This window comes from Streptomyces prunicolor NBRC 13075 (genome assembly GCF_000367365.1).
GTDB classification, from domain to species: domain Bacteria; phylum Actinomycetota; class Actinomycetes; order Streptomycetales; family Streptomycetaceae; genus Streptomyces; species Streptomyces prunicolor.
The window spans coordinates 92,138-117,879 of the sequence record NZ_BARF01000029.1 but is presented as its reverse complement, the minus strand read 5'-3'; the positions used below and the strand labels follow the sequence as shown (position 1 = coordinate 117,879).

Annotated in this window: 24 protein-coding genes and 1 pseudogene; 8 read left to right on the top strand and 17 right to left on the bottom strand. The window is 68.3% G+C overall.

What is annotated here, in order from left to right:
- The first annotated feature begins 17 nt into the window (after nt 1-17).
- Nucleotides 18-437, top strand: coding sequence for a RidA family protein (locus SPR02S_RS13515; protein WP_019057501.1), 420 nt, complete (start codon nt 18-20; stop codon nt 435-437).
- Between the two features lie 46 nt (nt 438-483).
- Here the strand turns inward: SPR02S_RS13515 and SPR02S_RS13510 are convergent, their stop codons facing one another.
- Genes SPR02S_RS13510 through SPR02S_RS13500 form a run of 3 tightly spaced genes read right to left on the bottom strand, consistent with a single transcriptional unit; the run spans nt 484 to nt 5,571 of the window.
- On the bottom strand, nt 484-3,237 hold the full coding sequence (locus SPR02S_RS13510; protein ID WP_019057500.1) for an alkaline phosphatase family protein: 2,754 nt from the start codon (nt 3,235-3,237) through the stop codon (nt 484-486).
- 13 nt (nt 3,238-3,250) lie between these two features.
- Complete coding sequence (locus tag SPR02S_RS13505) at nt 3,251-4,600, bottom strand: ABC transporter permease (protein WP_019057499.1); 1,350 nt, start codon at nt 4,598-4,600, stop codon at nt 3,251-3,253.
- Entirely contained in the window at nt 4,597-5,571 is a 975-nt protein-coding gene (locus tag SPR02S_RS13500) for an ABC transporter ATP-binding protein (protein WP_019057498.1), read from the bottom strand. Before SPR02S_RS13500 ends, SPR02S_RS13505 begins: the two co-directional genes overlap by 4 nt.
- A gap of 405 nt (nt 5,572-5,976) precedes the next feature.
- Between SPR02S_RS13500 and SPR02S_RS13495 the strand changes: the two genes are divergently transcribed.
- The 4 genes from SPR02S_RS13495 to SPR02S_RS64840 all read left to right on the top strand — a co-directional run bounded on the left by SPR02S_RS13495 (nt 5,977) and on the right by SPR02S_RS64840 (nt 8,185).
- Nucleotides 5,977-6,459 carry a hypothetical protein gene (locus SPR02S_RS13495; protein ID WP_019057497.1) on the top strand — a complete coding sequence of 161 codons (483 nt, stop codon included), beginning with the start codon at nt 5,977-5,979 and terminating at the stop codon, nt 6,457-6,459.
- 90 nt (nt 6,460-6,549) lie between these two features.
- Nucleotides 6,550-7,536 carry a hypothetical protein gene (locus SPR02S_RS13490; protein WP_026150500.1) on the top strand — a complete coding sequence of 329 codons (987 nt, stop codon included), beginning with the start codon at nt 6,550-6,552 and terminating at the stop codon, nt 7,534-7,536.
- Nucleotides 7,533-7,787: a hypothetical protein gene (locus SPR02S_RS63010; protein ID WP_052346974.1), complete on the top strand. Its 255-nt coding sequence runs from the start codon at nt 7,533-7,535 to the stop codon at nt 7,785-7,787. Before SPR02S_RS13490 ends, SPR02S_RS63010 begins: the two co-directional genes overlap by 4 nt.
- Nucleotides 7,788-7,792: 5 nt before the next feature.
- Complete coding sequence (locus SPR02S_RS64840; RefSeq protein ID WP_245607560.1) at nt 7,793-8,185, top strand: maleylpyruvate isomerase N-terminal domain-containing protein; 393 nt, start codon at nt 7,793-7,795, stop codon at nt 8,183-8,185.
- A 135-nt stretch (nt 8,186-8,320) separates the two neighbouring features.
- Here the strand turns inward: SPR02S_RS64840 and SPR02S_RS64835 are convergent, their stop codons facing one another.
- From SPR02S_RS64835 to SPR02S_RS13465, 3 genes are all read right to left on the bottom strand, one after another.
- Nucleotides 8,321-8,761, bottom strand: a complete 441-nt coding sequence (locus tag SPR02S_RS64835) for a DUF6023 family protein (RefSeq protein ID WP_245607559.1) — start codon at nt 8,759-8,761, stop codon at nt 8,321-8,323.
- 41 nt (nt 8,762-8,802) lie between these two features.
- A complete protein-coding gene (locus tag SPR02S_RS63005; RefSeq protein WP_158697810.1) occupies nt 8,803-9,453 on the bottom strand; it encodes a hypothetical protein in 651 nt (216 codons plus the stop codon).
- A 301-nt stretch (nt 9,454-9,754) separates the two neighbouring features.
- Nucleotides 9,755-10,639 (bottom strand): aminoglycoside phosphotransferase family protein, encoded by an 885-nt coding sequence (locus tag SPR02S_RS13465; RefSeq protein ID WP_019057492.1) that lies wholly within the window; start codon nt 10,637-10,639, stop codon nt 9,755-9,757.
- A gap of 243 nt (nt 10,640-10,882) precedes the next feature.
- Between SPR02S_RS13465 and SPR02S_RS60110 the strand changes: the two are divergent.
- A pseudogene (locus SPR02S_RS60110) lies at nt 10,883-11,008 on the top strand (RidA family protein); the annotation flags it as partial.
- Here the strand turns inward: SPR02S_RS60110 and SPR02S_RS13455 are convergent.
- The 4 genes from SPR02S_RS13455 to SPR02S_RS13440 form a co-directional block, all read right to left on the bottom strand.
- Nucleotides 11,005-11,850, bottom strand: coding sequence for a DMT family transporter (locus tag SPR02S_RS13455; RefSeq protein ID WP_019057490.1), 846 nt, complete (start codon nt 11,848-11,850; stop codon nt 11,005-11,007). The pseudogene SPR02S_RS60110 and the gene SPR02S_RS13455 overlap by 4 nt on opposite strands.
- Nucleotides 11,847-12,359 (bottom strand): YbaK/EbsC family protein, encoded by a 513-nt coding sequence (locus SPR02S_RS13450; protein WP_019057489.1) that lies wholly within the window; start codon nt 12,357-12,359, stop codon nt 11,847-11,849. The genes SPR02S_RS13455 and SPR02S_RS13450 overlap by 4 nt, the downstream gene beginning before the upstream one ends.
- A 786-nt stretch (nt 12,360-13,145) precedes the next feature.
- Nucleotides 13,146-13,334: a DUF397 domain-containing protein gene (locus tag SPR02S_RS13445; RefSeq protein ID WP_019057488.1), complete on the bottom strand. Its 189-nt coding sequence runs from the start codon at nt 13,332-13,334 to the stop codon at nt 13,146-13,148.
- Nucleotides 13,331-14,176 (bottom strand): helix-turn-helix domain-containing protein, encoded by an 846-nt coding sequence (locus SPR02S_RS13440; RefSeq protein WP_019057487.1) that lies wholly within the window; start codon nt 14,174-14,176, stop codon nt 13,331-13,333. The genes SPR02S_RS13445 and SPR02S_RS13440 overlap by 4 nt, the downstream gene beginning before the upstream one ends.
- Before the next feature lie 137 nt (nt 14,177-14,313).
- On the opposite strand from SPR02S_RS13440, the gene SPR02S_RS13435 reads away from it, so the two are divergent.
- Entirely contained in the window at nt 14,314-14,712 is a 399-nt protein-coding gene (locus SPR02S_RS13435; protein WP_019057486.1) for an ATP-binding protein, read from the top strand.
- Between the two features lie 14 nt (nt 14,713-14,726).
- On the opposite strand, the gene SPR02S_RS13430 is transcribed toward SPR02S_RS13435, so the two are convergent.
- The 3 genes from SPR02S_RS13430 to SPR02S_RS13420 all read right to left on the bottom strand — a co-directional run bounded on the left by SPR02S_RS13430 (nt 14,727) and on the right by SPR02S_RS13420 (nt 18,390).
- Nucleotides 14,727-15,281, bottom strand: coding sequence for an isochorismatase family protein (locus SPR02S_RS13430; RefSeq protein ID WP_019057485.1), 555 nt, complete (start codon nt 15,279-15,281; stop codon nt 14,727-14,729).
- Between the two features lie 141 nt (nt 15,282-15,422).
- Nucleotides 15,423-17,645: an MMPL family transporter gene (locus SPR02S_RS13425; protein ID WP_019057484.1), complete on the bottom strand. Its 2,223-nt coding sequence runs from the start codon at nt 17,643-17,645 to the stop codon at nt 15,423-15,425.
- Nucleotides 17,646-17,781: 136 nt separating this feature from the next.
- The gene (locus SPR02S_RS13420) at nt 17,782-18,390 is read right to left on the bottom strand and encodes a TetR/AcrR family transcriptional regulator (protein WP_019057483.1); all 609 of its coding nucleotides are present in this window, start codon (nt 18,388-18,390) and stop codon (nt 17,782-17,784) included.
- A 200-nt stretch (nt 18,391-18,590) separates the two neighbouring features.
- Between SPR02S_RS13420 and SPR02S_RS13415 the strand changes: the two genes are divergently transcribed.
- Nucleotides 18,591-21,818, top strand: coding sequence for a S41 family peptidase (locus SPR02S_RS13415; protein WP_019057482.1), 3,228 nt, complete (start codon nt 18,591-18,593; stop codon nt 21,816-21,818).
- Nucleotides 21,819-21,974: 156 nt separating this feature from the next.
- Here SPR02S_RS13415 and SPR02S_RS13410 read toward each other — a convergent pair whose 3' ends face one another.
- The 4 genes from SPR02S_RS13410 to SPR02S_RS55665 form a co-directional block, all read right to left on the bottom strand.
- The gene (locus SPR02S_RS13410; RefSeq protein WP_019057481.1) at nt 21,975-22,172 is read right to left on the bottom strand and encodes a hypothetical protein; all 198 of its coding nucleotides are present in this window, start codon (nt 22,170-22,172) and stop codon (nt 21,975-21,977) included.
- A 91-nt stretch (nt 22,173-22,263) separates the two neighbouring features.
- Nucleotides 22,264-23,163 carry an SDR family oxidoreductase gene (locus SPR02S_RS13405; protein ID WP_019057480.1) on the bottom strand — a complete coding sequence of 300 codons (900 nt, stop codon included), beginning with the start codon at nt 23,161-23,163 and terminating at the stop codon, nt 22,264-22,266.
- A complete protein-coding gene (locus SPR02S_RS13400) occupies nt 23,160-24,095 on the bottom strand; it encodes an alpha/beta fold hydrolase (protein WP_026150498.1) in 936 nt (311 codons plus the stop codon). Before SPR02S_RS13400 ends, SPR02S_RS13405 begins: the two co-directional genes overlap by 4 nt.
- Nucleotides 24,092-25,624 carry a flavin-containing monooxygenase gene (locus SPR02S_RS55665; RefSeq protein ID WP_019057478.1) on the bottom strand — a complete coding sequence of 511 codons (1,533 nt, stop codon included), beginning with the start codon at nt 25,622-25,624 and terminating at the stop codon, nt 24,092-24,094. The genes SPR02S_RS13400 and SPR02S_RS55665 overlap by 4 nt, the downstream gene beginning before the upstream one ends.
- Nucleotides 25,625-25,742 lie beyond the last annotated feature (118 nt).

The window sequence follows — 25,742 nt, the reverse complement described above, 5'->3', positions numbered from 1 at the left end:
CGGGAGGTTGCCCGTCCATGACCCTCACGAACGACGCCGCTGACGGGCGCACGATCACCAACCCGCCCGCGCTTCACGACCCCACCCCCTTCGGGTACAGCCATGCCGTGTCGGCACCCGGTGAACTCGTCTTCATCGCCGGCCAGTACGCGTCCGACGAGACGGGCGCACCGGTACCGGGCGACTTCGCCGCGCAGGTGGACGTGGCCTTCGCGCGACTCCGGTCGGCCCTGGCCGGAGTGGGCCTCGGCTTCGAGCACGTGGTCCGGCTGGGCACGTTCATCGTCGACCACGACCTCACGAAGCTGGAGACCCTGGGCAAGGCGCTGCACGCCCACTTCGGGGACCGTCTGCCGGCCCAGACGCTGAGCGGGGTCGCGTCGCTCGCGCTGCCCGGGATGCTGTTCGAGGTGGACGCGGTGGCCGTACGCCCCTGACCGGCGGTGGCGCCGGTCAGGGACCGTTGACGCGTGGGGGCTCCGGTCAGCCGTCGGACTCCGGCGACGGGAGGTAGGCGCCCGGTACGTCGTCCGGTGCGTAGATCTTGCTGTCGCCGGGGTACGGCTTGGTCCAGTTGTGGGTCTGGTACCAGGTGTAGCGGTTCATTTGGGTGGGGTTGGCGTAGTCGGGGACCGCGTTGGGGCCGGTGAGGCGTTGGTGGGACGCCCAGGTCTTCCACTGGGCCGCGAGTGCCTTCTCGGCCGCCGGTACCGAGACCGTCGTCGGTGCTGCTGCCGCCTTGGTGTCCTGGGGTGCCGGGGTGTCCGAGCCGCAGGAGGGCTGGGGGCTCACGCCGAGGGTCAGGGAGGTGCGGTTGGGGACCGCCGTGAACGGAGTGGTGTCGGCCTTCTTCGTGAACGCCCCGTACATCGGGGTGGCCGCGCTGTCGAGCTGGTTCATCGGGTGGATGCCGAGGATCTGCTCGATCGTGCGGACCATGGTGATCTGCGAGTAGTAGTGGTCGTCGACCGTGCTGTGGTTGGCGTACGGGCTGATGACCTGGACCGGGGCGCGGTGGCCGTCGACGTGGTCGAGGCCGGCCTGGGAGTCGTCCTCGACGACGAAGATCGCCGAGTCCTTCCAATACTTGCTGTGGGTGATCTTGTCGACCATGCGGCCGACCGCGAGGTCGTTGTCGGCGACCTCCGCGGCGGCGTTCGCCGGGCCGCCGGTGTGGTCGTTGGAGAACCAGAACATGTTCAGGTTCGCCGGGCCGCTCTTCTCGAAGTCCTGCTGCCAGATCTGCTCTTTGTAGATGTCCGGGACGTCGAGGTCGAACAGCGGGAAGCCCTGCACCGACACGTCGTTGAGGGAGGGGATCGCCGAACCCGTCTTGATGGGGTAGGCGGTCTCGGCCCCCGTCGCGGCCATGTTCTTGCTGTCGCAGTACAGGTTCTGCCAGGTCGCGCCGGCCGGCTTGGTCTCCAGCGACTGGAACTCGCCGAAGTCCTTGACGGACTTCCCGGCCGCCTGCGCGCCGGTCCAGATGAAGCCGGACTTCTGGTGGCCGAGGACGTCGTTCTCGGTGTCGTAGCTGCGCGTGTACTCGCCGGCCGAGGACTCGGTGTACTCCGGGTTGTCCGACTGCATCAGCCAGTTGTGGCCCTCGGCGGAGTTGGTGCCGATGTCGTAGAAGTTGTCGTAGAGCCCGAACTGCTGCGCCAGCGCGTGCTGGTTGGGCGTCACGTTCGCGCCGAACTGGGTGAGCGAGGCGTTGCCGTTGCCCTGCGGGATGTCTCCGAAGACCTGGTCGTAGGTGCGGTTCTCCTTGACGAGCAGGAAGACGTGTTTGATCGTCGAGGGGTCGCCGAGGCGCGCCGGGACCGGGACGGCCTTCGTGTGGCTCTTGCCCTTGGCCGTGGTGACCGAGCCGGGCGTCCAGCCGTTCTGCTTGAAGACCTTGGCCGTCTGGGACCTGATGGTGAGGTCGCTGGGCAGCGTGAACTGGGTCAGGCTCGACGTGGTGTCGTGCGTGTTGTGGCCGGCGGCGTCGGGGCGGAGCGCGTCCACGCCACGGGTGTTGGAGACGACGACCTTCTTGCCGACGGTGGTGATCTCCGAGGGGAAGTAGTCCGTGGGGAGCAGGCCGACGTAGCGGGCGGGCTGCTGCGGGGAGTTGTAGCGGTAGACGGCGACAGCGTTGGCGCGGCCGAGCGTCACCAGCAGCCGGCCGTCGTCGGTGAGCGTCACCGCGTTCGGCTCGTAGCCGACCGATGCCTCGGGCCACGGCTGGGTGGCGATGGTCTGGACGACCTTGCCCTTGCGGGTGTCGATGACCGACACGCTGTTGTCGGCGGTGTTGGTGACGAACACCGCGCCCTTCTTGGCGTACACGGCGGTCGGGTGCAGTCCTACGGCGATGGTGCCGACGGCGGCGGACGGGTCGGCGGTGTCGATGACGCTGACCGTGCCGGTGGTGCTGGCGCCCGTCTTGGGGTTGGCCGGCACGTCGGTGCCGTAGGAGTTGATGGTGGTGTCGCCGGCCTTCGCCGGGCGCCCGCCCTCGTTGCTGACGTACAACGTGCCGCCGACCAGGGCGATTCCGCGCGGTGCGGTGCCAACTGTCCAGCTCTGCTTGATGGTTCCGGTCGCCGCGTCGATGGCGACCACCTTGTTCTGGCCGTTGACCGCCGAGTACACGGTGGAGCCGTCGGCGGAGAACACGGCCGCGCCCACCAGCGCCTGCTTGGCACCGTCGGCCGCGATCGGGACGGCGGTGGGGCTCGCGAGGGTGCCGTCGGCGTTGACGGTGAACTTGGTGTAGCCGTTGGCCTGGCCGAGCCACAGCTGCTTGCCGTCGGGCGAGTAGGTCGGGCCCTCCTGGCCGACGGCACCGGTGCTGATGCGCAGGTCGTCCGCCGTGCTGGTGCCGATCTTCTGCTTGATCTGACCGGTAGTCAGGTCCATGACCACCAGAGAGGCGTCGCCGTCGGTGACCGAGGCCGCGAGACGGGTGCCGTCCGGGCTGACCGTCGACGACATGATCTTGCCGTCGTTGATGACGGTGCGGCTGCCGTACGGCTTGATGTACTGGTCGCTGGAGATGACCTGGCCGTTGGCGGTGGTCTGGCCGACCTGCTGGGTGCCGAACTGATAGGTCGAGGCGACCGCCGTGCCCGTGACACCGAGGGCGACGGCGATACCCGTCGTCACCAGCAGTGCCCGGCGGCCGACGTGTCTGCCGAAGAGGTTGACCTGTTGTTTCTCGCTGATCCGACGCTGGCGAATTACCTGCACGGAACTGTTCCCTTCAGTGGGTGTCGAGCAGGTCGACGTTGCCGTCGAACTGCCACAGCGGATTCGGGGCGTCACCGGTCGAAGTCCGCACCAGGAAGTAGCCGTTGACTTCCTTGGGACCGTCGCCGTCCGCCACGAACCGCCCGTCCGAGGTGATGTCGAGCTGGTAGATCGCCGTCCCCGTGACCGCGACCCCGGGAAGATGCCAGCTCACGACGCAGCGCCAGTCGTTGCCCGCGCCCTCCTGGGCGGCCTGGCCGTCGCTCTTGGTGCACGCCGCCGAGGTCCGCAACTGGGCCTCGGTGACGGCGGGGCGGTGCAGCTGTTCGGTCTGCATGCGGTAGAGGTGGGCGAAGGCCGTCGCGAGGGACTTCTGCACTTTCCCCTGCTCGATCCCGGAGCCCGTCGACGGCGTCGCCACGGCGACCGCCCCCACGGTGACGGCGGTCAGCGCGGCCAGCGGCAGCACCCCTACGGTGATCGCTCGACGCCCGGAGCCGTCGTAGGCCGGGTTGGTGAAGTCCCGCCGTACGAACAGGAGATAGGCCAGCGCGGTCGCGAGTGCGGCCCACGCCAGGCTGACCGCGACGCCGATCAGGAGCGGGGTGAGCTGGGCCGGGTTGGTGAACAGGCCGTTCCAGGCGATGAAGGCGTAGCCGGGCAGGGCGAGGCGCACGGCGACGGGCAGGGGCAGCATCTGGGCGACCTGCATCGCGAGCGCGACCAGCACGGGCAGCAGCAGTCCCATCGAGGACCGCCCCAGCGCGACCGACCCGAGGAGTCCGATCGCGGCGAGGGCCAGGGTCGGGGCGAGGGCACAGAGCCAGGCGAGCAGGACCCGGCCGGCCGCGTCCCCCGGCGCCAGCAGACGGCCGTCGAGACCGACCAACGGCTGGTTGCCGACCGCCACGAGCCCACCGGCCGCGCTGGAAGCGGCCAGCCCGGCCACCAGCACCACCATGACGGTGACGCTGGCCAGCGATTTCGCCACGAAGATCCGCGCGGGCGAACGCACCGCCACCAGCAGATGCCGCCAGGTGCCGAGCCGGTCCTCGGCGGCGAACACGTCACCGGCGACGAGCGAGGCCAGCAGCGGGAGCGCCCAACTGCCCGCGAACCCCAGCATGACCAACGGCCCGGCCCACCCCGTGGCGTGCATCCAGCGGCCGAAGAGAGTGTCGGAGGGAAGCGTGTCCTGCTGGCTCACCCCGGCGACGAAGAGCGCCGGCGTGATCCAGCAGGCGAGAACCAGCAACCGGACCCGCCACTGCGAGACCAGCTTGACGAGCTCGAAACGGTAGCCGCGTGCGACGGAGACGCGACGGGCAGGGGCGACATGTTCGGCAACGACGGTCGCGCTCACCGGCCGACCTCCTGGTGCTGCGGCTCCCGCTGGTGCTCCTGCTGATCGGGCTCGGTGAGCGCGAGGAACGCGGCCTCCAACGGCGATACCACGGGGGCGAGTTCACGCACCGCGATGCCCGACCGCACGAGCTGGGCCACCAGTTCGTCGAGGGCGGGTATCAGCGCGCGCACGACGAACACCTCGGCGTCCTGCCGTATCCCGGCGTCGTCGACCACGCGGACCCCACCGGTCTCGGCAGCAAGGTCGCGTGCGGCCCGCGCATCGGAAGTCCGCAACCGGTACTCGAGTTCACGGCTTTCGGCGGCCAGCTTGCCCAACGGGCCGGAGAAGACGACCCGTCCGGTGGCGAGGATGGTGACCTCGGAGCACAGCGCCTCCAGGTCGTCCATACGGTGGCTGGAGAGCACCACGCTGGTTCCGTCGGCGGCGAGCCGGGTGAGGACGCGGTGCACATGTCTCTTGCCCGCCGGATCAAGGCCGTTGGACGGTTCGTCGAGCACGAGGAGGCGGGGCTTGGTGAGCAGGGCGGCGGCGAGCCCGAGCCGCTGCCGCATACCGAGCGAGAAGCCGCGGGCCCGGTCGTCGGCGACATCGGTGAGCCCGACCTGGTGGAGCACGTCGTCGATCCCCGCCGTCCGCGCGTCATGGCCGCGCAACGCGGCCAGCGCGGCGAGGTTCTGCCGGGCGGTGAGCGAGGGGTAGAGACCGGGCCCGTCCACGAACCCGGCGACACCGTCGGGGGCGGCGAACGCCCGCCCGACCTGCTTGCCGAGGATCTCCAGGCGCCCACCGTCGGCGACGGCAAGGCCCAGCAACAGCCCGAGCAGAGTGGTCTTGCCGGCCCCGTTCGGCCCGACCAGACCGTGGATCTGGCCCTGCGTCACCTCCAGATCGACGCCGTCGAGCGCGACGACATCGCCGAAGCACTTGGTGATCCCGCCGGCCCGGACCGCGTGGCGTCTCTCCATGAGCCCCTTCTTTCGAATCCTCAGGGACCCTAGGGGCACCACACATCACACACACAGACAGCCGTCTGAACGCGCGGGGAACGGATCGTCAAGTCGTCGGCAAGCCGGGTGAAGGAACGGTCAACCAGCCCGCAACATAAGCCCGATCCCGGCCACGAGCAGCACGGCGGCGGCGATCTACTGCCGGATCTCCCACACCAAGGACGAAGAGCAGGGGGTTCAACACTGGCAGGGTGGGCATCAGGCCGAACCCGCTGGACCAGTCGGAAAGAACGGGAGTGGTGAGTTACGCAGCTCGCTGACGGTGGCCGCACTCTTCTTAACGCCCTCCTATCACCGCCGGCGATCTCTGATATGTCCTCAGGGATAGCCTTGTTCGATCCACGACAACGGGGGCGTGAAAGCATGCCGTTCGATCAGGAGTGGGCGGAGTTGAAGGCGAAGGCCGCGATGCGGCTGGACGGCGCGCCCGACATGGATCCCGGCGGACCGTCGCCCGTCGGCGCCGACCTGATCGTCAAGGCCGACGACATGGGGAAGATCGGCCACGCCGCGTTCCTGCTGCACCAGCACTTGTCGAGCGCCGGCAAGCATGCGCAGTCGCACACCGAGGCCGCCGCGAAGAGCCTGGAGAACGACGGCTTCGACATGGGCGCCGCTCTGGCCAAGGCCGGTGAGGGCTGGCAGGGGCAGCTTCAGGTGCTGCTCGGCGCCTGCGCTCAGATCTCCAGCCACCTCGACTACTCGGTGAAGTCGTCGAAGCAGGATGACCAGTTCGTTGCTGCGGAGATGCAGGTCTCCAAGATCTCTGAGTACCTGGATGTGCCGTCGTCCACCTCGGAGTCCGACGCACCCCTTGTTCCGAAGGCGGAAGGTCCCGTCATGTGACGGCTGGTCAGCGTAGGGATCAGGGATTCCGAAGCGGATCGGAACCCTTCGGAAATCGACGGCGGCAACGCCGGGAACGGCAGGGGGCTGATGCCGACTTTCGAAGAACTCTTCCATGTCAATCTCTCGGCTCTGCAGTCGGCGGCCGACGACTGGGCTGCCATGGCGGTGCTGCTGAACAAGGTCGCCAAGGAGGCCGGGAGCATGCGCAGCCTGGCCCAGGGCACCGAGTGGAAGGGCGAGAACGCCTCCGTCACCAAGCCGTTTGTCGTCCGGGTGTCGGACGAGTTCACCGACACCGTCACTGAAGCGGAGAGCATCGGAAACCTGCTGAGTTCCGCGCACGACAAGATCACGGCGGCGAGGAACGACCTGAAGGTTCTCTGCGAGAATCCGCCTGCCGGCATCACGATCCACGCCGACGGCACGCTGACCAGTAGCGTCCAGCCACAGCGCATGTCGCACGGAGATCCCCAAGTGGTGGTGACGCAGGACGACTTCGACGCCCTGCAGCGACGCATCGACGCCATACTCGGCCGGGCAGCGGAAGCGGACTCGACCTGTTCTTGGGGCCTGTGGCAACTCACCAAGGACAAGCACGAGTTCGGCAGCACGTACTACGGCTCCCTCAAGGACGCGAGGACCGACGCCCGGCAGGCACAGCAGACCCAGACGGACTCGGAGGAGTACACGCCGCCCGCCAAGTGGGGCAGCGGCACCATCAAGCCCGTTGCCGAGTTCCTCAGTTACCGCTCCTGGATGGGTGGTGGCGAGGCGTTCCTGCACGGAGACATCAACGGCGCGATACAGGGCTTGATCGGCGGCGCTCCCTCGGCGGCCGGCGGCGAGGCCAGCAAACACCTCTCCAAGGGCGCGCTCCTGAGCGACGTACGCGGGAAACACCATCGCCCCACGTTCATCAACACGATCGGCAAGTTCGGAGAGAAAGTATTCAGCGCGCCAGTCGCTGCGGTAGCGACGGGGATCGACTTCTACTACTCGCCCAACCAGCCCAGGACCCCGGACGACACCCATGTGGACGCCCCAGCAGAACCGGGAAAGGTGAAATACCCATGACGCACTCCGCCGGCCCACCTACACGCGAGCGCCGCCGTCCGGATCTGCGGCACTGGCTGAAGCCTCGGGGATCTCGGTTTCTCGTCCTCGGCATGAGCATGTCCGTCGGCGGGCTCGCCGGTGGGGTGCGTTCCGCGTTGGACGGCAAGGGGATCTGGACGATCCTCGGCACCTTCGCCGTGGGGATCTTCGGCTTGCTCATAGTCGTGAGCTACTTCGTCAACTACGAGGACCGGCAAGGCCGCCGCTGAGCCCCTTGCCGACGCGGTGTGCACCGTGGAAAGTGAGCGACTTGCTGGCTCACGTCCGGGTGGTGATTGCCTGGCTGCCGGACATGTTGGCCGCGCCGGCACCGACCCATGCCGAGGTCCCGGCAGTGGAGTATTACCAGCCCTACGACCGTTTCGCTCCGGACACCAACGCCGCTCGGGTCGCTCCGGCCCAAGATCATGCGGCCGAACCGCTTAGCGGTGCCGCACTCGCCGATGACTTCAACGACACATGGCAGCAGGTGGACCGACTGTGCCGGGCCCAGCCCGAGGGGTGTGTGGTTCGCACGCGGCACGGCGACCCATGCTCCTGTCGGAGTTCCTGCTCACGCGTGTGGTTGAGGTCGCCGTGCATGGCCTGGACCTCGCCGACGCCCTGAGGCACGAGCCGTGGCTGACTTCCCAGGCCGCGGATTTGGTGCAGGATCTTCTGCTCGGGCCGGATGGGACACGCATCGGAATACATGGGCGCCCCAGCGGTCACGCACGCTGGGGCGCTCATGTACGTGCCTAGATCAGGTGGCGTCGATCTGCCAACCGATCACGCCGGTGGCCCCCTTGGCACCGTCGACGTCGATGCGCAACGACTTAGGTGCGGCAATCCGCTGCTCCACCACCGACTGATCACACGGCACCGTGGTCTTGGCACCCTTGATCGTCGGCGTGAACTTCACCTGTGCGCTGCCGCTGCCGACGCATGTGAGGTTCAGCCGGTATGACTTCCCCTCACTCAGACCGGGTTCAGTGTGGATGCCATCGGTCACGCGTTCCGTGCCTGCCTCCACCAGCGTGCCACTGCGTACAGCATCAAGAGCGTCCTGGACCTGTTTGGTCAGCTTGGTCTCGGACGACCCGACTCCGGTACGAGAAGTGCTGGGTGCAGGCGACGATGAGCCGGCAGCCTCGCCATGGTCGCTGCCGGACGTGCACGAGGTGAGCAGGAATGCCGACGCCACCACAGCACATCCAACAAACCGCGCCCGCGTACTCACAGAGGTCATGACGATGTTTCCCAGTAGCGCCAGCCGGTCTCGGACGTAGGCACCGTCGCCGTACCGTGACCTATTTCGACGGCGCCACAGACGCCAGCCGATCGGTACTTCTTCCAAGTCAGCTTGAAGCCCCACGCACCATACTGCAGATGGCCGTACTTGTTGTGGCTGATGTCGTGGGTGTAGTTGTGCCCAGTGGCGATGGTGACACTCGCGCCGACCTTGGCGCTCACCTGAGTCTTGGCCTTCGCGATGATGGCGTTGGTCGAGAACTCGATGCTGCCCGCGATTTCAGCCGAGATGGTGCCGCTCTTGGTCACAGATACGGCCATGGTGCCGCCCGGGCCGTCCTTGAACTTTGTGCCGTTCCACCAAGAAGGAATTTGGTACGACTTGTTGGAGGTGATGCTGTACCACGTCGACGGTTGGTCACACACAGACGGCGCGTCAACGCTGAGCGGCTGATCAGCATCGTCCTCCCAGCCCTGTCTGTCATTGACGTCTGTAGTTTGGTCCGCGGAGATAGCCGTGTCGTCTGTGACGGCCGCTCCGTCAGACGGCAACTCTTCAGCGACGGCAGTCCCCATGCTCCCGAAACAGAGAAGCACTGCCGCGATGGCAGCGCCGGTCGAAGCGCGCCATTTCCCGATGCCCACGTGACACCTTTCTGGTGGACCGCCCCCGTGGCGATCAAGTACGTGAACGCCATGCGAAGGTCATGTACGCGACAACCACGTGATCAATGTTCTGAGGAGAACTTGAGGTGAGGTCGGTCGAGACCGCCTAGTGTCCTGAGTCGTTAGTTCGCTTGCGGTTGCAGAGTGGGGCGGTGCCTGGTCCGAAGCCGTTGCCGCCGGAGTTGTCCGATCATGAACACCGGGTGCTGCGGGGCTGGTTGCGCAAGCAGACCGCCTCTCAGGCGGTGGCCGCGGCGGGTCCGCCCGCCCCTATGACCCCTCAGCCTCGATCAGCGAGGATCTCTGAGAGCACGCGTCGCGCGTTACGGGCGTCAGCGCCGTCCTCGCCCAGGCTGTTGGCGCACGAGACGAGCGTCTTCCACAGGGCCCAGCCGCGTCCGCGCGCCCATGTCGCATCGTCGACGCCGAGCCGCTTCCGGAACAAGCCGCGGCCGTCGGCCGAGAGCAAGGTCCACGCGATCGCGAGGTCGCAAGCGGGGTCTCCCACGCCACACGTACCGAAGTCGATGACGGCGGTGAGCTGTCCGTCCTCAAGGAGCAGGTTTCCCTGCGCGAGGTCGCCGTGGAACCAGACGTCGGCCCCGTCCCACTGCGCATCGAGCGACTGAGCCCACAACTCGCGTGCCGGCGCGACGTCGATGTGGCCGCGCAGCTCGTCCAGCGCACCGAGCGCCTGCGCCTCGTAGGTCCGCAGCGTTGCTCCACGAAACCAGTTGTGCTTGCCAGGCTGTGGCCCCTCCAAGGCATCGATGCTCTGCAACGCGGCGACGAAGTCGGCCAGTTCCTCGGCGAAGCGGATCGGGTCGACGACGGACTCGAACGTCGCGGGCGTGCCGTCGATCCACCTGTAGACCGACCACGCGAACGGGTAGGTCGCACCAGGGCTCCCCTTCGCCAGCGGCACCGGGATCGGCAGCGGGAGAGCGGGTGCCAGTTCGGGTAGCCAACGGTGTTCCTTCTCCACGGCCAAGGCGTACTCCTCCGCGCTGGGCAGGCGGAGCGACATGTTGTCGCCCAAGTGGAAGGTCCGGTTGTCCCAGCCGCCGTTCTCCACAGCCGTCACAGGTAGTGCGGCCCATTGTGGGAACTGTTCGGCCACGAGCCGCCCTGCCTGTTCGGCACTGATGGTGACCCGCTGGGGCATGGGCCCAAGATCTGGAACACCGTTCAACAGGTACACCCTTGTCTAGGATTTATTGTCCTGAGTTGTTCATTCGTGTGCAGTACGCGGCAAGGGTGTCGAGGATGTCGTCGGCGGTCTTCGTCCAGACGAACGGCCTGGGGTTCTTGTTCCACCCAGACACCGCCCCACTCTACGACCGCACGCGAACTAACGACTCAGGACACTGGCGAGCCGAAACGTGCCCAGTTCGTACCCGTGGTCCGCCTGGGCAAGGCCCTGCACGCAAATTTCGGCGACCGCCTACCGACCCAGACCCTCAGCGGGGTCGCGTCCCTCGCCCTCCTCGGGATGCTGTTGGAGGTGGACGCGGTGGCGGTACGGCAGCCCTAACCGGCGCGCAGCATCAGCCCGATGCCGACGACCAGGAGCCCTGCGGCGGCGATACGGGGCGCTCCGAAACGCTCCTTGAAGAAGAGTGCCCCGATCGCCGCGCCGACGATGATCGACGACTCGCGCAAGGCGGCGATGGGAGCGAGTTCGGCGCGGGTCTGGGCCCACAGGACGAGGCCGTACGCCGTCACGGACAGGGCGGCGCCGAGGAAGCCGACGGCGGCGAACGGCCGTAGTTTCGCGATGAATTGACCCCGCCAGCGGTGCAGGGCGTATACCGGGATGGCCAGGCCCTCGATCGCCATCAGCCAGGCGATGTAGCCGAGCGAGGACCCCGAGGCGCGCACGCCCAGCCCGTCGACGACGGTGTACGCGGCGATCGACACTCCCGTCGCCAACGCGGCCCCGATCGCGGGCCAGTTGGGCCGTCGGCCGCGCATTCCCCACAGGGCGACGCCGGTCAGGCCTGTGCACGACAGGGCGATACCGGCGGCGGCCCAGGCGTTGGGCACCTCGTGGGCGAAGACGGCGGCCAGTACGGTCACGAGGAGGGGGGCTGTGCCGCGTGCGATGGGGTACGCCTGCCCGAAGTCCCCCAGCCGGAAGGACTTCATCAGCAGCGCGAAGTACACGACGTGGATGACGCCCGACACGATCAGGTACGGCCATGCCGCAGCCGCCGGGAACCCTCCGAACGGCGCCAGCGCCAACCCGATCAGCGCCCCGCCGCCCGCGATCAGCGTGAAGCCGACCAGTTTGTCCGTGATCTGGTGGGCCAGGGCGTTCCAACAGGCGTGGGTGACAGCGGCGACAAGGACTGCGGCGGCGACCTCCGGAGTCACGCGGTCTGCTCGCGCACGTCCACGAGGGTGGCACCGGCCTGCGCGACGAGTTCCTTGGGCTCCATGGGAAATACGGCGTGCGGGTTGCCTGCGGCGGCCCACACGACGTCGTGCGCGAGCAGGGACCGATCGGCCAACACCCGTGTCTTCGTACGGTGTCCAAAGGGCGGCACGCCTCCGATGGCATACCCGGTCGTCTCCCGTACGACGTCTGCCTTGGCCCGGGTGACCTTCTCTACGCCGAGCTCCTGCCGGACGAGTTCCAGGTCCACCCTTGATGCTCCGTCCATCAGCACCAGTACCGGAATCCCGTCCGCCGCGAAGATCAGGGACTTGCAGATCTCACTCAACTCGCACCCGATCGCTGCGGCGGCCTCGGCTGCGGTGCGGGTGGCGTCCGGGAAGCGCCGAGTACGACCGACCAGCTCCGCGAGCCCCAACTCCCGTAGCGTGTCGGCGAATCGGGGGTTGGCGCCGGAGTTGTCGTCTTCGGTGTTGTTCGAGGTCATGGAGGCACGGTAGCGGCGGGTGTACTGGGCCTGCGACTGAGTTCTGAACGTTGGGCCACTCGCTTCTCAGCCAGTGTCGGGCTTCCACGGCCCGAGTAAAGGGCGCTCCCTGCGGTCGCGTCGGCTACGCCGATTCCGCTGCGCTCCACCCTTGACTCGACCCGCTCCAGCCCGTTTCAGAAGCGAGCGAGCGGCCCGGAGGAACGGGTGGCCAGGCACGCATCCCCTTGCCTGAACTGTGTTGCCGCCCGGTGTGGAGGGTGCGCGCTGCCGTCTCGCCAGCACGCCACCTCGGCTCAGCGGCCAGCCCCGGGTGGGGGTTGCGGGAAGCCGGGGGCAGGGCGCCACGGCGGGAACAGGAACAGGGCCGGGCGGTAGGTGGGTTCGGGGAAATGTGACACTTCTACCCGGGACTGTCACATTTCTGCGGACCGGGTCCCCCGGGGAGGGCCGATCCACAGGCTGACGGAGTTCGGATCGGGGGTCGGGGGGCGGGTCGGGGTCGTTGTCTGTTGCTCAAGTCCCCTCCGGGCCGTAGCCGCTGAGCCCGCCCGGCGTGCAGACGAGACGCGAGCGCGCCCCCACGCACCGGCCCACAACCCAGTACAGGCAAGGGCGTTCATGGCTGGGCCACCCACCCCTCGGGGCCGCCCGCTCGCTTCTAAGACGGGCTGGAGTGCACCGAGTCAAGGGTGGAGCGCAGCGGAATCGCCGCAGGCGACGCGTAGCGCCCTTTACTCGGGGCGCGGAAGCCCGACACTCACAAAGAAGCGGGCGGCCCGACGTTCACTTCGAAACGAACGTGACGAACTCGCCCCAAACGGGAGCGGAGAGAGCGAGCTGCGCACCCAGCTTGTTCTTCGAGTCGCGGATGCGGATCGTGGCGGCGGGGGCTACAGCTACCTCAACGCAGTCGTTGATATCGCCGCTGTCGCTGTAGCTGCTCTTGAACCAGTGGAGTTCTGGCGTATTCATAGTCTCCCCAGCGCTTGCTCGATGAAGGCCAGCGACTCCCTGGGCGTGAGAGCCTGCGACCGGATCATCCCATGCCGCATTTCCAGGATACGAAGATCCTTGGGGTTTGAGACCGGCCGACCGTTGAACGCGCCGTCGGAACGCCCGACCGCCGAGCCGTCAGCGAACTTCATCACCTGGATCATGCCGTGCACCCCGCCGTGCTCTTGGCTGTCGGTGGGCATGATCTGAAGCGAGACATTCCGCAACTGTCCTACCTCCAGCAGGTGTTGGAGCTGTCGACGCAGCACGGCCGCCCCACCGTAAGGCCGTTCCAGCGTCACCTGTTCCTGGATGAACATGAGCATCGGCGCCGGGTCGCGCTCGAAGATCGCCTTCCTCGCCATACGTCCGGCGATCCCTCGCTCCACCTCGTCCGTGGAGTACGGGGGCAGCACCATCCCGAACAGCGCTCGCGCGTACTCCGGCGTCTGCAAGAGGCCATGCAGGTTGTGGTTGTTGTAGACCAGCACCTCAACGGCCCGGTCTTCCAACTCCTTCAGCTCCCGCACCTTCTTCGGGTACCGAGCCTTCTCCATGTCCTCCATGAACGCCCTCAAGTGGCCGCCCGCGTTCACCAATTGATCGACCCTGTCCAGGAACTCCGGCCTGGGAATCCGCACCCCGCGCTCTATCTTCCGGATCATGTCCTCGCCGTAGCCCATGGCGACTGCCACGTCGGCCACCCGTAGCCCCGCCAGCTCCCGGAAAACCCTGAGCATCCGACCGACCGCCTGCACCAACGGCTCGATCTCGTCCCCCGGTTCGACATCCCAACCGGCCTCGTCCTCAACCTCGTTCATGCCCCACCTCCATCGCGCACCCGTACCCGTACAACCTCCGAGACTGCCGAGACAACGCGGGACAAAGCCGAGACAGTAACGCTACGCACCGACGCCATCACTCACCCAGGGAAGCAAACCCCGCCACGCTGAGTGACATGAATCAAGAAATCGCCGCCCCTCCCAACTTCACCGTCCTCCTGTCCCCCACCCCCAGAGGCGCACGTCTCGCCCGGCTCCTCGCCACGGAGCAACTCCGCGCCTGGGACGTCCCGTTGGACCGAGCAACCCAAATCGTCGCCGAGCTCGCCGCCAACGCATCGACCCACGGACGCGTAACCGGCCGCGACTTCCGGCTGACCCTGTACGTCGTCGCCGGAACCCTCCGTATCGAGGTGTCGGACACGCGCGGCGACCAACTGCCCCGGCTTCAACGGGCAGACCCGTGTGGTGAATCGGGGCGGGGGCTGCTTCTCGTGGATGCCCTGGCCGACCGTTGGGGTGTCACCCCGGGGCCGCGCCCGCGCAAGACGGTCTGGGCCGAGGTGAGGACGTGAGTGAAGAGTGGGGTTCAGCCTCCGAGTGCCACGTCCTTCGTCTCCTCGACTCCCGCCGTACGACCCGGTGCCGTGTGGTACTTCCAGTACAGGTTCGTGTGCGCGATGACCTGCTCCGGCGGCGGCGCACCCCACTTGCTCAGGTCCGACGTGGTGTGGGCGTCGCCGACGAGGGTCACGTCGTAGCCGCGTACGAACGCGCCGTGGAGCGTGGAGCGGATGCACGCGTCGGTGGACGCGCCCGCCACCACCAGGCGGCCGACCTGGGCGGCTGCCAGCACTTCTTCGAGGGAGGTGTCCTCGAAGGAGTCGGGGTAGTGCTTGGGGACGAGGGGCTCGCCGTCCCAGAGGTGGAGTTCGGGGACGTACTCCCAGTCCTTGCTGCCTGCCGGCACCTCCTCGTCGGAGTGCTGGACCCAGACAACCTGGACGCCTTCCTCGCGAGCCCTGTCGACGAGCGCGGAGATGTTGGCGACGACCGCGTCACGCTCGTACGCGTCGGCCACGACACCGACCTGGACGTCGATCACGAGGAGTGCGGTGTTGGGGCGTTCTGTGAGTGTGGTCATGCCCAACACGCTAGTCCGGCCCACTGACATCCGCGCGGTCCGGAGCGGTCCCTCCGTCACTGACGCGAACTGCCGCGCCACCCGAACTCGGTGACGCGGCAGATCAGTTGCCCGATGCCTCAGTGCCTCGCGGCAGCCGCCTCAGGCCCGGACCAACTCCCGGTCCTCGTCGGGATCCGAGTTCTTGGAGTCCAGCTCGCGCAGGCCCTCGCCCTCGACGTCCACGTTGGGGAGGATCCGGTTCAGCCACTCCGGGAGCCACCATGCCCGCTTGCCGAGCAGGGCCAGCACCGCGGGGACGATCGCCATGCGGACCACGAACGCGTCGAAGAAGACCGCGACCGCCAGACCGAAGCCGATCATCTTGACCATGGACTCGCTGGAGGTGATGAAGCCCGCGAAGACCGCCATCATGATGACCGCCGCCGCGGTGACGACCCGCGCACCGTGCCTGAACCCGGTGACGACGGCCTGGCTGGGCTTCTCGCCATGGACGTACGCCTCACGCATCCGGGTCACGAGGAACACCTCGTAGTCCATCGCCAGGCCGAAGACCACGCCCACCAGGAAGATCGGCATCATCGACATGATCGGACCGGTCTCCTCCACGCCGATCAGGCCCGACAGCCAGCCCCACTGGAAGACGGCGACGACAGCGCCGAGCGAGGCGAGCACGCTGAGCAGGAAGCCGAGGGCCGCCTTCAGCGGGACCAGGATCGAGCGGAAGACCACGATCAGGAGGAGGAAGGCCAGACCGACGACCAAGGCCAGGTACGGGATCAGGGCGTCGTTGAGCTTCTGCGAGAAGTCGATGTTCATCGCCGTGGTGCCGGTGACCAGCACCTGCGCGTCCGTGTCGGCCTTGATGCCGGCGCCCTCGTCACGGATGGAGTGCACCAGGTCCTCGGTGGTGACCGACGACGGCTTGGAGTCGGGCACGACGGTGATCGTCGCGGTGTCGCCGGCCTTGTTGAACATGGCCGGACTGACCGAGACCACGTCGTCGAGGCTCTTGATCTTGTCGGTCACCGTGGTGACGGCGGCCTTGGGCGCGTCGCTGTTCTTGGCGTCCACGACGATCATCAGCGGGCCGTTGAAGCCGGGGCCGAAGCCCTCCGCGAGGAGGTCGTAGGCCCGTCGCTGGGTGGTGGACGTCGGCTGCGAGCTGTCGTCGGGCAGACCCAGCTGGAGCTGGCTGGCCGGCAGCGCGATCGCGCCGAGGCCGAGCACGCTGAGGATCAGGACGGCCGCGGGACGCCGTACGACGAAGCTCGCCCAGCGGGTGCCCATGTTCGGCCTGGCCGCCTTGGCCGCTTCCTTGGCGCTGCCGCCGCCCAGCCACTTGGCCTTCTCGCCGGTGGGCTTGATCCTGCGGCCCGCGTAGCCGAGCAGCGCCGGGATCATGGTCAGCGCGATGAACACCGCGACCACGACCGTGCCCGCCGCCGCGACACCCATCTTGGTCAGCATCGGCACGTTGACGACCGCGAGACCGGCCAGCGCGATGACGACCGTGAGGCCGGCGAAGACCACCGCCGAACCCGCGGTGCCGACGGCCCGCCCGGCCGCGTCCTCGCGTTCGCGGCCCTCGGCCAGTTCGGCCCGGTAGCGGGACACGATGAACAGCGCGTAGTCGATGCCGACGGCGAGGCCGATCATCATCGCCAGCGTCGAGGTCGTCGAGCCCAGGTCCAGCGTCTTCGCCAGGGCCGTGATCGTCGAGACGCCGATCCCCACCCCGATGAGCGCCGTCAGCAGCGGCAGGCCGGCCGAGACCAGCGAGCCCAGGGTGATGACGAGGACAACGGCGGCCAGGGCGATACCGATGATCTCGCCGACGCCCATCTCCGCGGCGGCCTGGAGCGCGTCACCGCCGACGTCGACGGTCAGCCCGGTGGCCCGGGCCTCGGCCGCGGCGTCCTCCAGGGCGTCCTTGCTGGCGTCCTTGAGTTCCATGCCGGCGACGTCGTACTTCACCGAGGTGTAGGCGACCGTCCCGTCCTTGCTCACGGCGTTCGTGGTGAACGGGTCGGTGACGGAGACGACTTCGGAGCCGTCGGCCAGCTCCTTCACCGTCTTCTCGACGGTCGCCTTGTTGCCGGCGTCGATCATCTTCTCGCCGCTCGGCGCCTTGAAGACGACGCGCGCGGTGCCGCCGTCCGAACTGGAGCCGGGGAAGCGCTGGTCCAGCAGGTCGAAGGCCTTCTGGGCCTCGGTCCCGGGTATGGAGAAGGAGGTGGAGCCCGCTGCGGGCGCGTTGGCCGCGCCGACTCCCGCGAGGGTCAGCAGCGCGATCCATAGGAGGGCGACGTAGTGCCGTCGCCTGAAGGCGAGACGGCCGACTTTGTAGAGGAACGTGGCCACGAGGGCGTACTCCCGGTCAGGTCGTGGGGTTCTTCGGGGCAGGGGTGATCAACCGGTTGGGGACACGGGTGATCGGCCCGACGACGTGAGCGGTTACGTCAGGTGGGCGTGCAGGGTGACTACAGGGGTGGGTGAATCAGGTGGTGGGTACCGGTGCGCCCAGTGCGGGGAGCACCACGGCGTCGATGTACGACAGCAGGAAGGCCTGGGTGGGCGGCTGCTCGTCGATCATGGTGCGGGCGGCGAACCCGCCGATCATCATGTGCACGATGTACTCGATCGCCGGGTTGTCGGCACGGACCTCACCCCGGTCGATCGCCCGCTGAAGCATCGTCTGGAACTCCGCCATCTCGGGTTCGACGAGGTGTTCCCGGAACGCCTTGAGGAGGTCCGGGTTGCCGTGCATCGCCATGGCCAGGCCCCGCATGAGCGCGGAGTTCTGCTCCATCTCGCAGTCGTCCGACCGCATCGTGAGGGCGTGGAAGTCGCCCCTGAGCGAACCGGTGTCGACGGCGGCGGCCGATGCGCCCGGCTTGTTGTGCCGCACCGCTTTGGCCACCAGCTCGGCCTTGCCGCCCCACTGGCGGTAGAGCGTCGCCTTGCTGGACTTGGTGCGGGCCGCCACGGCGTCCATGGTCAGGGCGTCGTAGCCGACTTCCCGGAGCAGGTCGAGCACGGCCGCGTACAGCTCGGCCTCGCGCTCGGGTGTGATGCGACTGCGACGCGCCGTTGCGACTTCAGTCATGCCACTCACCTCTCCGGATCCGAACGAGACGGTTTCGTACCGCCTCGCTTAGTCATGAATGTAGCGCACCTTCCAACGAAACGAAACCGTTTCGTACGTGTGGAGAGTCACCCAACGGGTCGCCGTCGGGTCACGCGCTGAGCCAGCCCGGCGATTTTTCATAAGTTGCTCTGGTCCGTCCCCCGGAAAAGCATAGGGAGGTGAGCTATCTGCGCCTGCCGCACCTCAGTGGCGACCTCCTGAGCTTCGTGGCCGAGGACGACCTCTGGCTGGCCCCTCTCGACGGCAGGGGCCGCGCCTGGCGCCTCACCGTCGACCGTACGAAGGTCGGTCACCCCCGCTTCTCCCCCGACGGCCGCCATATCGCGTACACGACCTGGCACAGCCTGGTCCCGGAGATCCATCTCGCGCCGGTCGAGGGCGGTCCCGGCCGCCGGCTCACGTACTGGGGCAGCGCCGACACCCAGGTCTGCGGCTGGACCCCGGACGGCGACATCCTCGCCGTCGCCTCGCACGGCGAGCCGTTCTCGTACTTCACCTGGGCCCACAAGGTCCCCACCGACGGCGAACCCGGCGGCCGGCTCCCCTGGGGCCCGGTCTCCGACATCCAGCTCGCCGACGTAGCCGGCGAACTCCAGACCCTGCTCCTCACCGGCACCCCGCCGCACGAACCGGCCGCCTGGAAGCGCTACCGCGGCGGCGCGATGGGCCGCCTCTGGCTGCACGGCCGCCGCCTGCTGGCCGACCTCGAAGGCCACCTCCATTCCCCCATGTTCGTCGACGGCCGCATCGCCTTCCTCTCCGACCACGAGGGCATCGGCAACCTCTATTCCTGTTCCTACGACGGCTCCGATCTGCGGCGCCACACCGACCACGACGCCTTCTACGCCCGGCACGCGGCGAGCGACGGCACCCGGGTCGTGTACCAGTGCGCCGGTGACCTGTGGATCGTCGACGACCTCTCCCCGACATCGGTCCCCCGCAAGCTGGACGTGCAGTTGAGCGGGCCGCGCGCGGGCCGCCGTACGTACCAAGTCCCCGCCGCCCAGCACGTGGACGGCATCTCGGTCGACGAGACGGGCCGCGCGAGCGCCGTCGTCGTACGCGGCAGCCTGTACTGGCTCACCCACCGCGACGGCCCGGCCAGGACCATCACCGACACCCCGGGCGTACGGGTCCGTCTCCCCGAGATGCTCGGCTCCGGCGGACAGGTCGCCTACGTCACGGACGCGGACGGCGAGGACGCGATCGAGATCGCCTACCTCCCCCGCGCCACCGGCGACCGCGAGCCCCGCCGACTCGCCTCCGGCGAGGTGGGCCGCGTACTGGAGCTGGTGTCCGACACGGCGGGCGAGCGCCTGGCGATCGCCGCGCACGACGGACGGCTCCTGCTCCTCGACGCCACGGAGGAGACGAACGGTGAGGTGACGGAGCTGATCTGCTCGATCAACGGCCCGGTCTGCGACCTCGCCTTCTCCCCCGACGGCAGCTGGCTGACCTGGTCCCACCCGGGCATCGGCCGCTCGCTCCGCCAGATCAAGATGGCCCGCATAAAGGACCGTTTGATCGTCGACGTCACCAACGGCCGCTTCGAGGACGAGAATCCGGTCTTCACACGGGACGGCCGCTACCTCGCCTTCCTCTCCTGGCGCGGCTTCGACCCGGTCTACGACGTCCACACCGGCGACCTCTCCTTCCCGCTCGGCTGCCGCCCCTACCTGGTCCCGCTCTCCTCGGCCACGCCCTCCCCCTTCGCGCTGACCCCGGAGGGCCGCCCGGCCGCCGGTGGCCTGGACGCGGCGGAGGACGACGAGGGCGCGGACGGCGCGGTGACGGTGGAGGTGGAAGGACTGGAGAACAGGGTGACGCCCTTCCCCGTCTCCGCCTCCAAGTACTCGGCGCTGTACCCGGTTTCGGGCGGCGGACTGGTCTGGCTGCGCTGGCCGATCTCGGGCGCGCTGGGCGAGACCTTCGCCAACCCGGACGACACCAGCGGCCGGCCGACCCTCGAGTACTTCAACATCAGCAAGGCGAAGAAGTCCGAACTCGTGGACCACTTGGACTGGTTCGCGGTGAGCGGAGACGGCACACGACTCGTCGTGGTCGACGAGGACGAACTACGAGCGGTCCCCTCCACCGAGTCCGGTGACAGCGACTCGACGGTCTGGATCGACCTCCGCCGCATCCTCCACGAGGTGGACCCGCCCGCCGAGTGGCGCCAGTCGTACGAGGAGGCGGGCCGCCTGATCCGCGCGTACTACTGGGACCCGCAGATGTGCGGCATCGACTGGACCGGGGTCCTGGACCAGTACCGCCCGCTGGTCGAACGGGTGGCGTCCCCCGACGACTTCGCGGACCTGCTCCGGGAAGTCCTGGGCGAGTTGGGCACGTCCCACGCCTACGTCACCGCGTCCCGCCGCAACGAGGGCCCGCCCCACTACCAGCGCCGACAAGGTCTGCTGGGCGCCAACTTCGTGCGCAGGGAGGGTGGTTGGACGGTGGCCCGCATCCTCCCCGGCGAGTCCTCGGACTCCAAGGCCCGCTCCCCGCTGGCCGGCACGGGCATCCGGGAGGGCGCGATCCTGACCCACGTGGACGGCCGCCCGGTGGACGAACTCACCGGCCCCTACCCCCTGTTGGCAGGCGCGGGCGGCACAACGGTCGAGCTGACCTTCACCCCGGCGGAGGGCGAAGGCAGGGCCCGCCGAGTCGCCGTGGTCCCCCTCATCGACGAACGCCCCCTCCGCTACCAGGACTGGGTGGCCAAACGCCGGGCGGTGGTACGGGAGTTGAGCGGCGGCCACTGCGGCTACCTCCACATCCCCGACATGGGCGGCTCCGGCTGGGCCCAGTTCAACCGCGACCTACGCCTTGAGGTGTCCCGCCCGGCCCTCATCGTCGACGTACGCGGCAACGCGGGCGGCCACATCAGCGAGCTGGTGGTGGAGAAACTGACCCGCACGATCCTCGGCTGGGACCTGACCCGCAACGCCCAACCGGTGTCGTACGCGTCAAATGCCCCCAGGGGTCCGGTGGTTGCCCTGGCCGACGAGGCGACATCCTCGGACGGCGACATGATCACCGCCGCCTTCAAGCTCCTCAAACTCGGCCCGGTGGTAGGCCAACGCACCTGGGGCGGAGTGGTCGGCATGACCGGCCGCCACCAACTCGGCGACGGCACGGTGATCACGGTCCCGATGAACGCCGCCTGGTTCGACGCGTACGGCTGGTCGGTGGAAAACAGGGGCGTGACCCCAGACTTGGAGATCCTCCGCACACCGCTGGACTGGGCGGAGGGGCGACATGCGCAGCTGGACGACGCGATCAGGCTGGCCCTGGATCTACTGGCTCTCCACCCAGCGGCAACCCCGCCGGACTACAGCGCGGTGCCGGACCGCAGCAGGCCGAAGCTACCGCCGCGTTCTTGAGAGGGGAGGGGGCCAACTCCCTTTCTTTTAGGGGCGCGGGGCTGTATCTATTTGCGGCTCCGCCGCGTGGGCGCGCCCAGCCCCCACCGCCCCGCACCCGACAACGAAACGTGGGGCGCCCCCAAACACAGGGCGCCCCACGCAAACAGACCTCAACTACACGTCGTAGTCCTGGTCCATCTCCTGGTCCATACGCTCCCGCGCACCCTGACCCTGCCCCTGACCCGAACGCTCAACGTCCTCGTCCCGCTGCTGACCCCGGTCCCGCGCCTGGTCCTTGCCCTGGTCCATACGGTCCTTGGCCTTGTCAGCGAGGTCCTTGGCCTTGTCCTGGAACTGGTCCTTCATACCCATGTGGGTTCACTCCCGTACTGAGGGGGGACTTGTGGGCCCCTTGCTGGGGCCTCGACCAGATTCACACGCCAGGACAAACACCGCATTTCGATCAGTCACCCTCCGTGACACGCGCCGCAGCCCGAGCCGCTTCGTCCGCCGCCCCACCCGCCCCCACAAGCCCCGACCGCATCCCCTCCAACCGAGACCCGAACCGCCGCATCTCCCGCTGCCCCACCGACCCGATGACCCCCGGCAGATACCCCCGCACCCCCTGCATCCCCCGCAACCACCACTGCCCGTACACATGACTGGACCGCCGCTCGATCCCGGCAACGATCCGATCCACGGCCGGCCCCAGCGGATACGTCTTGTTCGACGGCCAGGGCAACCGCTCCCTCAACTCCCGCATGACCGCGTCCTGATCAGCCCCGCGCACCATGTCCGTGTCGGTCCACGACAGATACCCGACCCCGACCCGCACCCCCTTGTAACCGACCTCGGCCCGCAGGCTGTGCGCGTACGCCTCGACCCCGGCCTTGGACGCGCAGTACGCGGTCATCATCGGCGCCGGAGTGATCGCGGCCAGCGAGGCGATCTGCAGCAGATACCCCCGGCTCTCCATCAGCACCGGCAGAAACGCCCGCGCGGTCACCGCGGACCCGATCAGATTGACCTCGATCACCCGCCGCCAGGCGACCGGATCGGAGTCGAGAAAAGGCCCACCACTCGCGACACCCGCGTTGGCGACGACGATGTCGACCTTCCCGAACCGCTCCTTGACCTCACCCGCCACCCGAGCCATCGCCTCGTGATCGGTGACATCGGCGTACCAGTGATCGCTGTCGGTGTGCAGCCGCTCGGAGACCTGCTTCAGCGCATCCGGTTCCAGCCCGACGAGCGCCAACTTGGCCCCGCGCGCGGAGAGTTTGCGGGCCAGCAACTCACCGACGCCCCGCGCGGCCCCGGTCACGACCGCGACCTGCCCTTCCAGACTGGCCCTGCTGCTCATGCGCCCTCCTTGACCTGATCGCCCTGACTGAACTGCACGTACGTCGCGGCCAGTTCACGAATCCTCGCGCTGACCAGCTCCGGCGCCTCGACGGGCGTCATATGACCGAGCCCGGGAAGTTCGTTGATCCCGATGCAGTTGGGCAACGCGGCGACCAGCGCCCGCGCATGCACCGGCGGCGTCATCCGATCCGCCGTACCGACGAGGACGGCCGTCGGAACCGCCAACTCCCGTACGCCGCCGTCGAGATCGAGCGTGTCAAGCACCCGCGACCACGCGTACCGCACCGGCGCAGGACACGCGTGCACGATCCGCGCGCACGCCTCGACCATGTGCGGGGCCGAACCGGGGCCCATCGTCCCGTACTTGAGGATCCGCCGCGCGACCGGCGTGACCGGCCCGAGCGGTGCCCGCGTCCCCAGTATCTTCCGGGTCAGCCGGGTCCGCATCCGCCCGGCCCGCAACGGCACCACGAGCGACTCGTCGACCAGCCGCGAACTCCCCGTACTGCACAGCAGAACGGCCACCGCGTGCTCCCGGAACCGCGCCCGCCCGGCAGCCGCCAGCACGGTCATCCCGCCCATGGAGTGCCCCGCGATCACCACCTTCTCCCCGGGCGCGAGCGTCTCCTCCAGTACGGCTTCCAGGTCGTCGGCGAGCGCGTCGGTACTGTGCGCGACGGCCACCGGACTGCGCCCGTGCCCCCGTTGGTCGTAGACGATGACGCGGTGATCGGCCGCCAAGTCCCGTACCTGCGCGGCCCAGAAGGCCGTGGAACAGGACCAGCCGTGCGAGAGGACGACGGCGGGCGCGTCCTCGGGTCCGTGCACCTCGACGTGCAGCCGGGAGCCGTCGGCGGAGGTGACGGTGAGCTCGCGGGCGGGGACGGGCGGGGCGTACGGCCCGGACGAGGCGTGCATAAGACGACTCACGCGCTGGCCACCTCCGTCTCCGTTACTGTCTCCGTCGCTGTCTCCGCCTTCTTGTCGGCAGAAACCCGTACGACCTCGTACTCCGTGAGGTCAACTCTCCTTGTGGCCTTGCGGAATTCGGCCGTGGTGCCGGGCCAGATGGTGGTGTTGAGGCCGGAGGCGTCCATGTACCAGCTGGTGCAGCCGCCGGTGTTCCACACAGTCCGCTTCATCCGTTCCTGCACACGCCGGTTCCACGCGCTCACCGCGCTCGGCCGGGCATCGAGGGCGACGCGGCCACCCAGGACGTCCAACTGCCGGATGTAGTCGGCGAGATAGTTCAGCTGGGACTCGATAATGAAGATCATGGAGGAGGTCCCGAGACCGGTGTTGGGCCCGATGACGCTCACCCAGTTCGGGAACCCGGCCGCCGAGGACCCCCGTAGCGCCTGCATTCCGCCCTGCCACGCCTCGGCCAGCGTGCGCCCTTCCGCGCCGACGACCCGTTGGGCGATCGGCATGTCCGTGACGTGGAAGCCCGTACCGAAGACGATCGCGTCGACCTCGGCCTCGGTGCCGTCGGCGGCGACGACGGTCGAGCCGCGGACCTCACTCAACCCGCTTGCCACGACGTCGACATTGGGCTGGGCGAGGGCGGGATAGTAGGTGCGGGAGAGCAGGATGCGCTTGCAGCCGATGCGGTAGTCGGGGGTGAGTTTGGCGCGCAGAGCCGGGTCCTTGATGGAGTGGGCCATGTTCCGCTTGGCCAACTGCTCCACCAGGACAAGCTCGTTGGGCCGCTTGGTGAAGGCCTGCGTCTGCAACTCCCTTATGCCCCACAGGAGTCCCCGCCGCGCCTTGGTGGTGAAGGGCAGCGCGCGGTGCAGGGCGCGTTCGGCGCCGCTGATGGGGCGGTCGACGCGGGGCATCACCCAGGGCGGGGTGCGCTGGAAGAGGGTGAGGCGCCGCACGTCGGGCTGGATCGCCGGCACGATCTGGATCGCGGAGGCGCCGGTGCCGACCATGGCGACGCGCTTGCCGCGCAGGTCGTAGTCGTGGTCCCAGCGGGCCGAGTGGAAGACCTTGCCGGGGAAGGAGTCGAGCCCCGGGATGTCCGGGATCTTGGGGTCGGAGAGCGGCCCGGTGGCGGAGACGACGAGGTCGGCGGAGTAGGAGCCGCCGGTGGTCTCGATGTCCCAGCGCAGCCGCTCCGCGTCCCAAGTCATCATCTTGACCTCGGAGTTGAAGCGGATGTGCGGCCGGAGCCGGAAGACGTCGGCGACGTTCTCCAGGTAGGCGCGGATGTGCTCCCGCCGGGAGAAGGTGCGCGGCCAGTCGGCGTTCGGCGCGAAGGAGAACGAGTACAGATGCGACGGTACGTCGCAGGCGCAGCCGGGATAGCTGTTGTCCCGCCAGGTCCCGCCCACGCTGTCGGCGCGCTCCAGGACGACGAAGTCGGTGACGCCCTCGCGCCGCAACCGCACCGCGGCCCCCAGCCCACCGAACCCGGACCCGATCACCGCCACCCGCACATGCTCGCGTTCGGTCATCCCCTGTCCTTCCCTACGGTCACGCAACCGCGCCAGTGAACACTGGCGCAATCGGAGCGTAGAGCAGCTCCGTACTCATGGGTAGGGGGCGGGAGGCGGAAAGTTACCGAGGGTACGA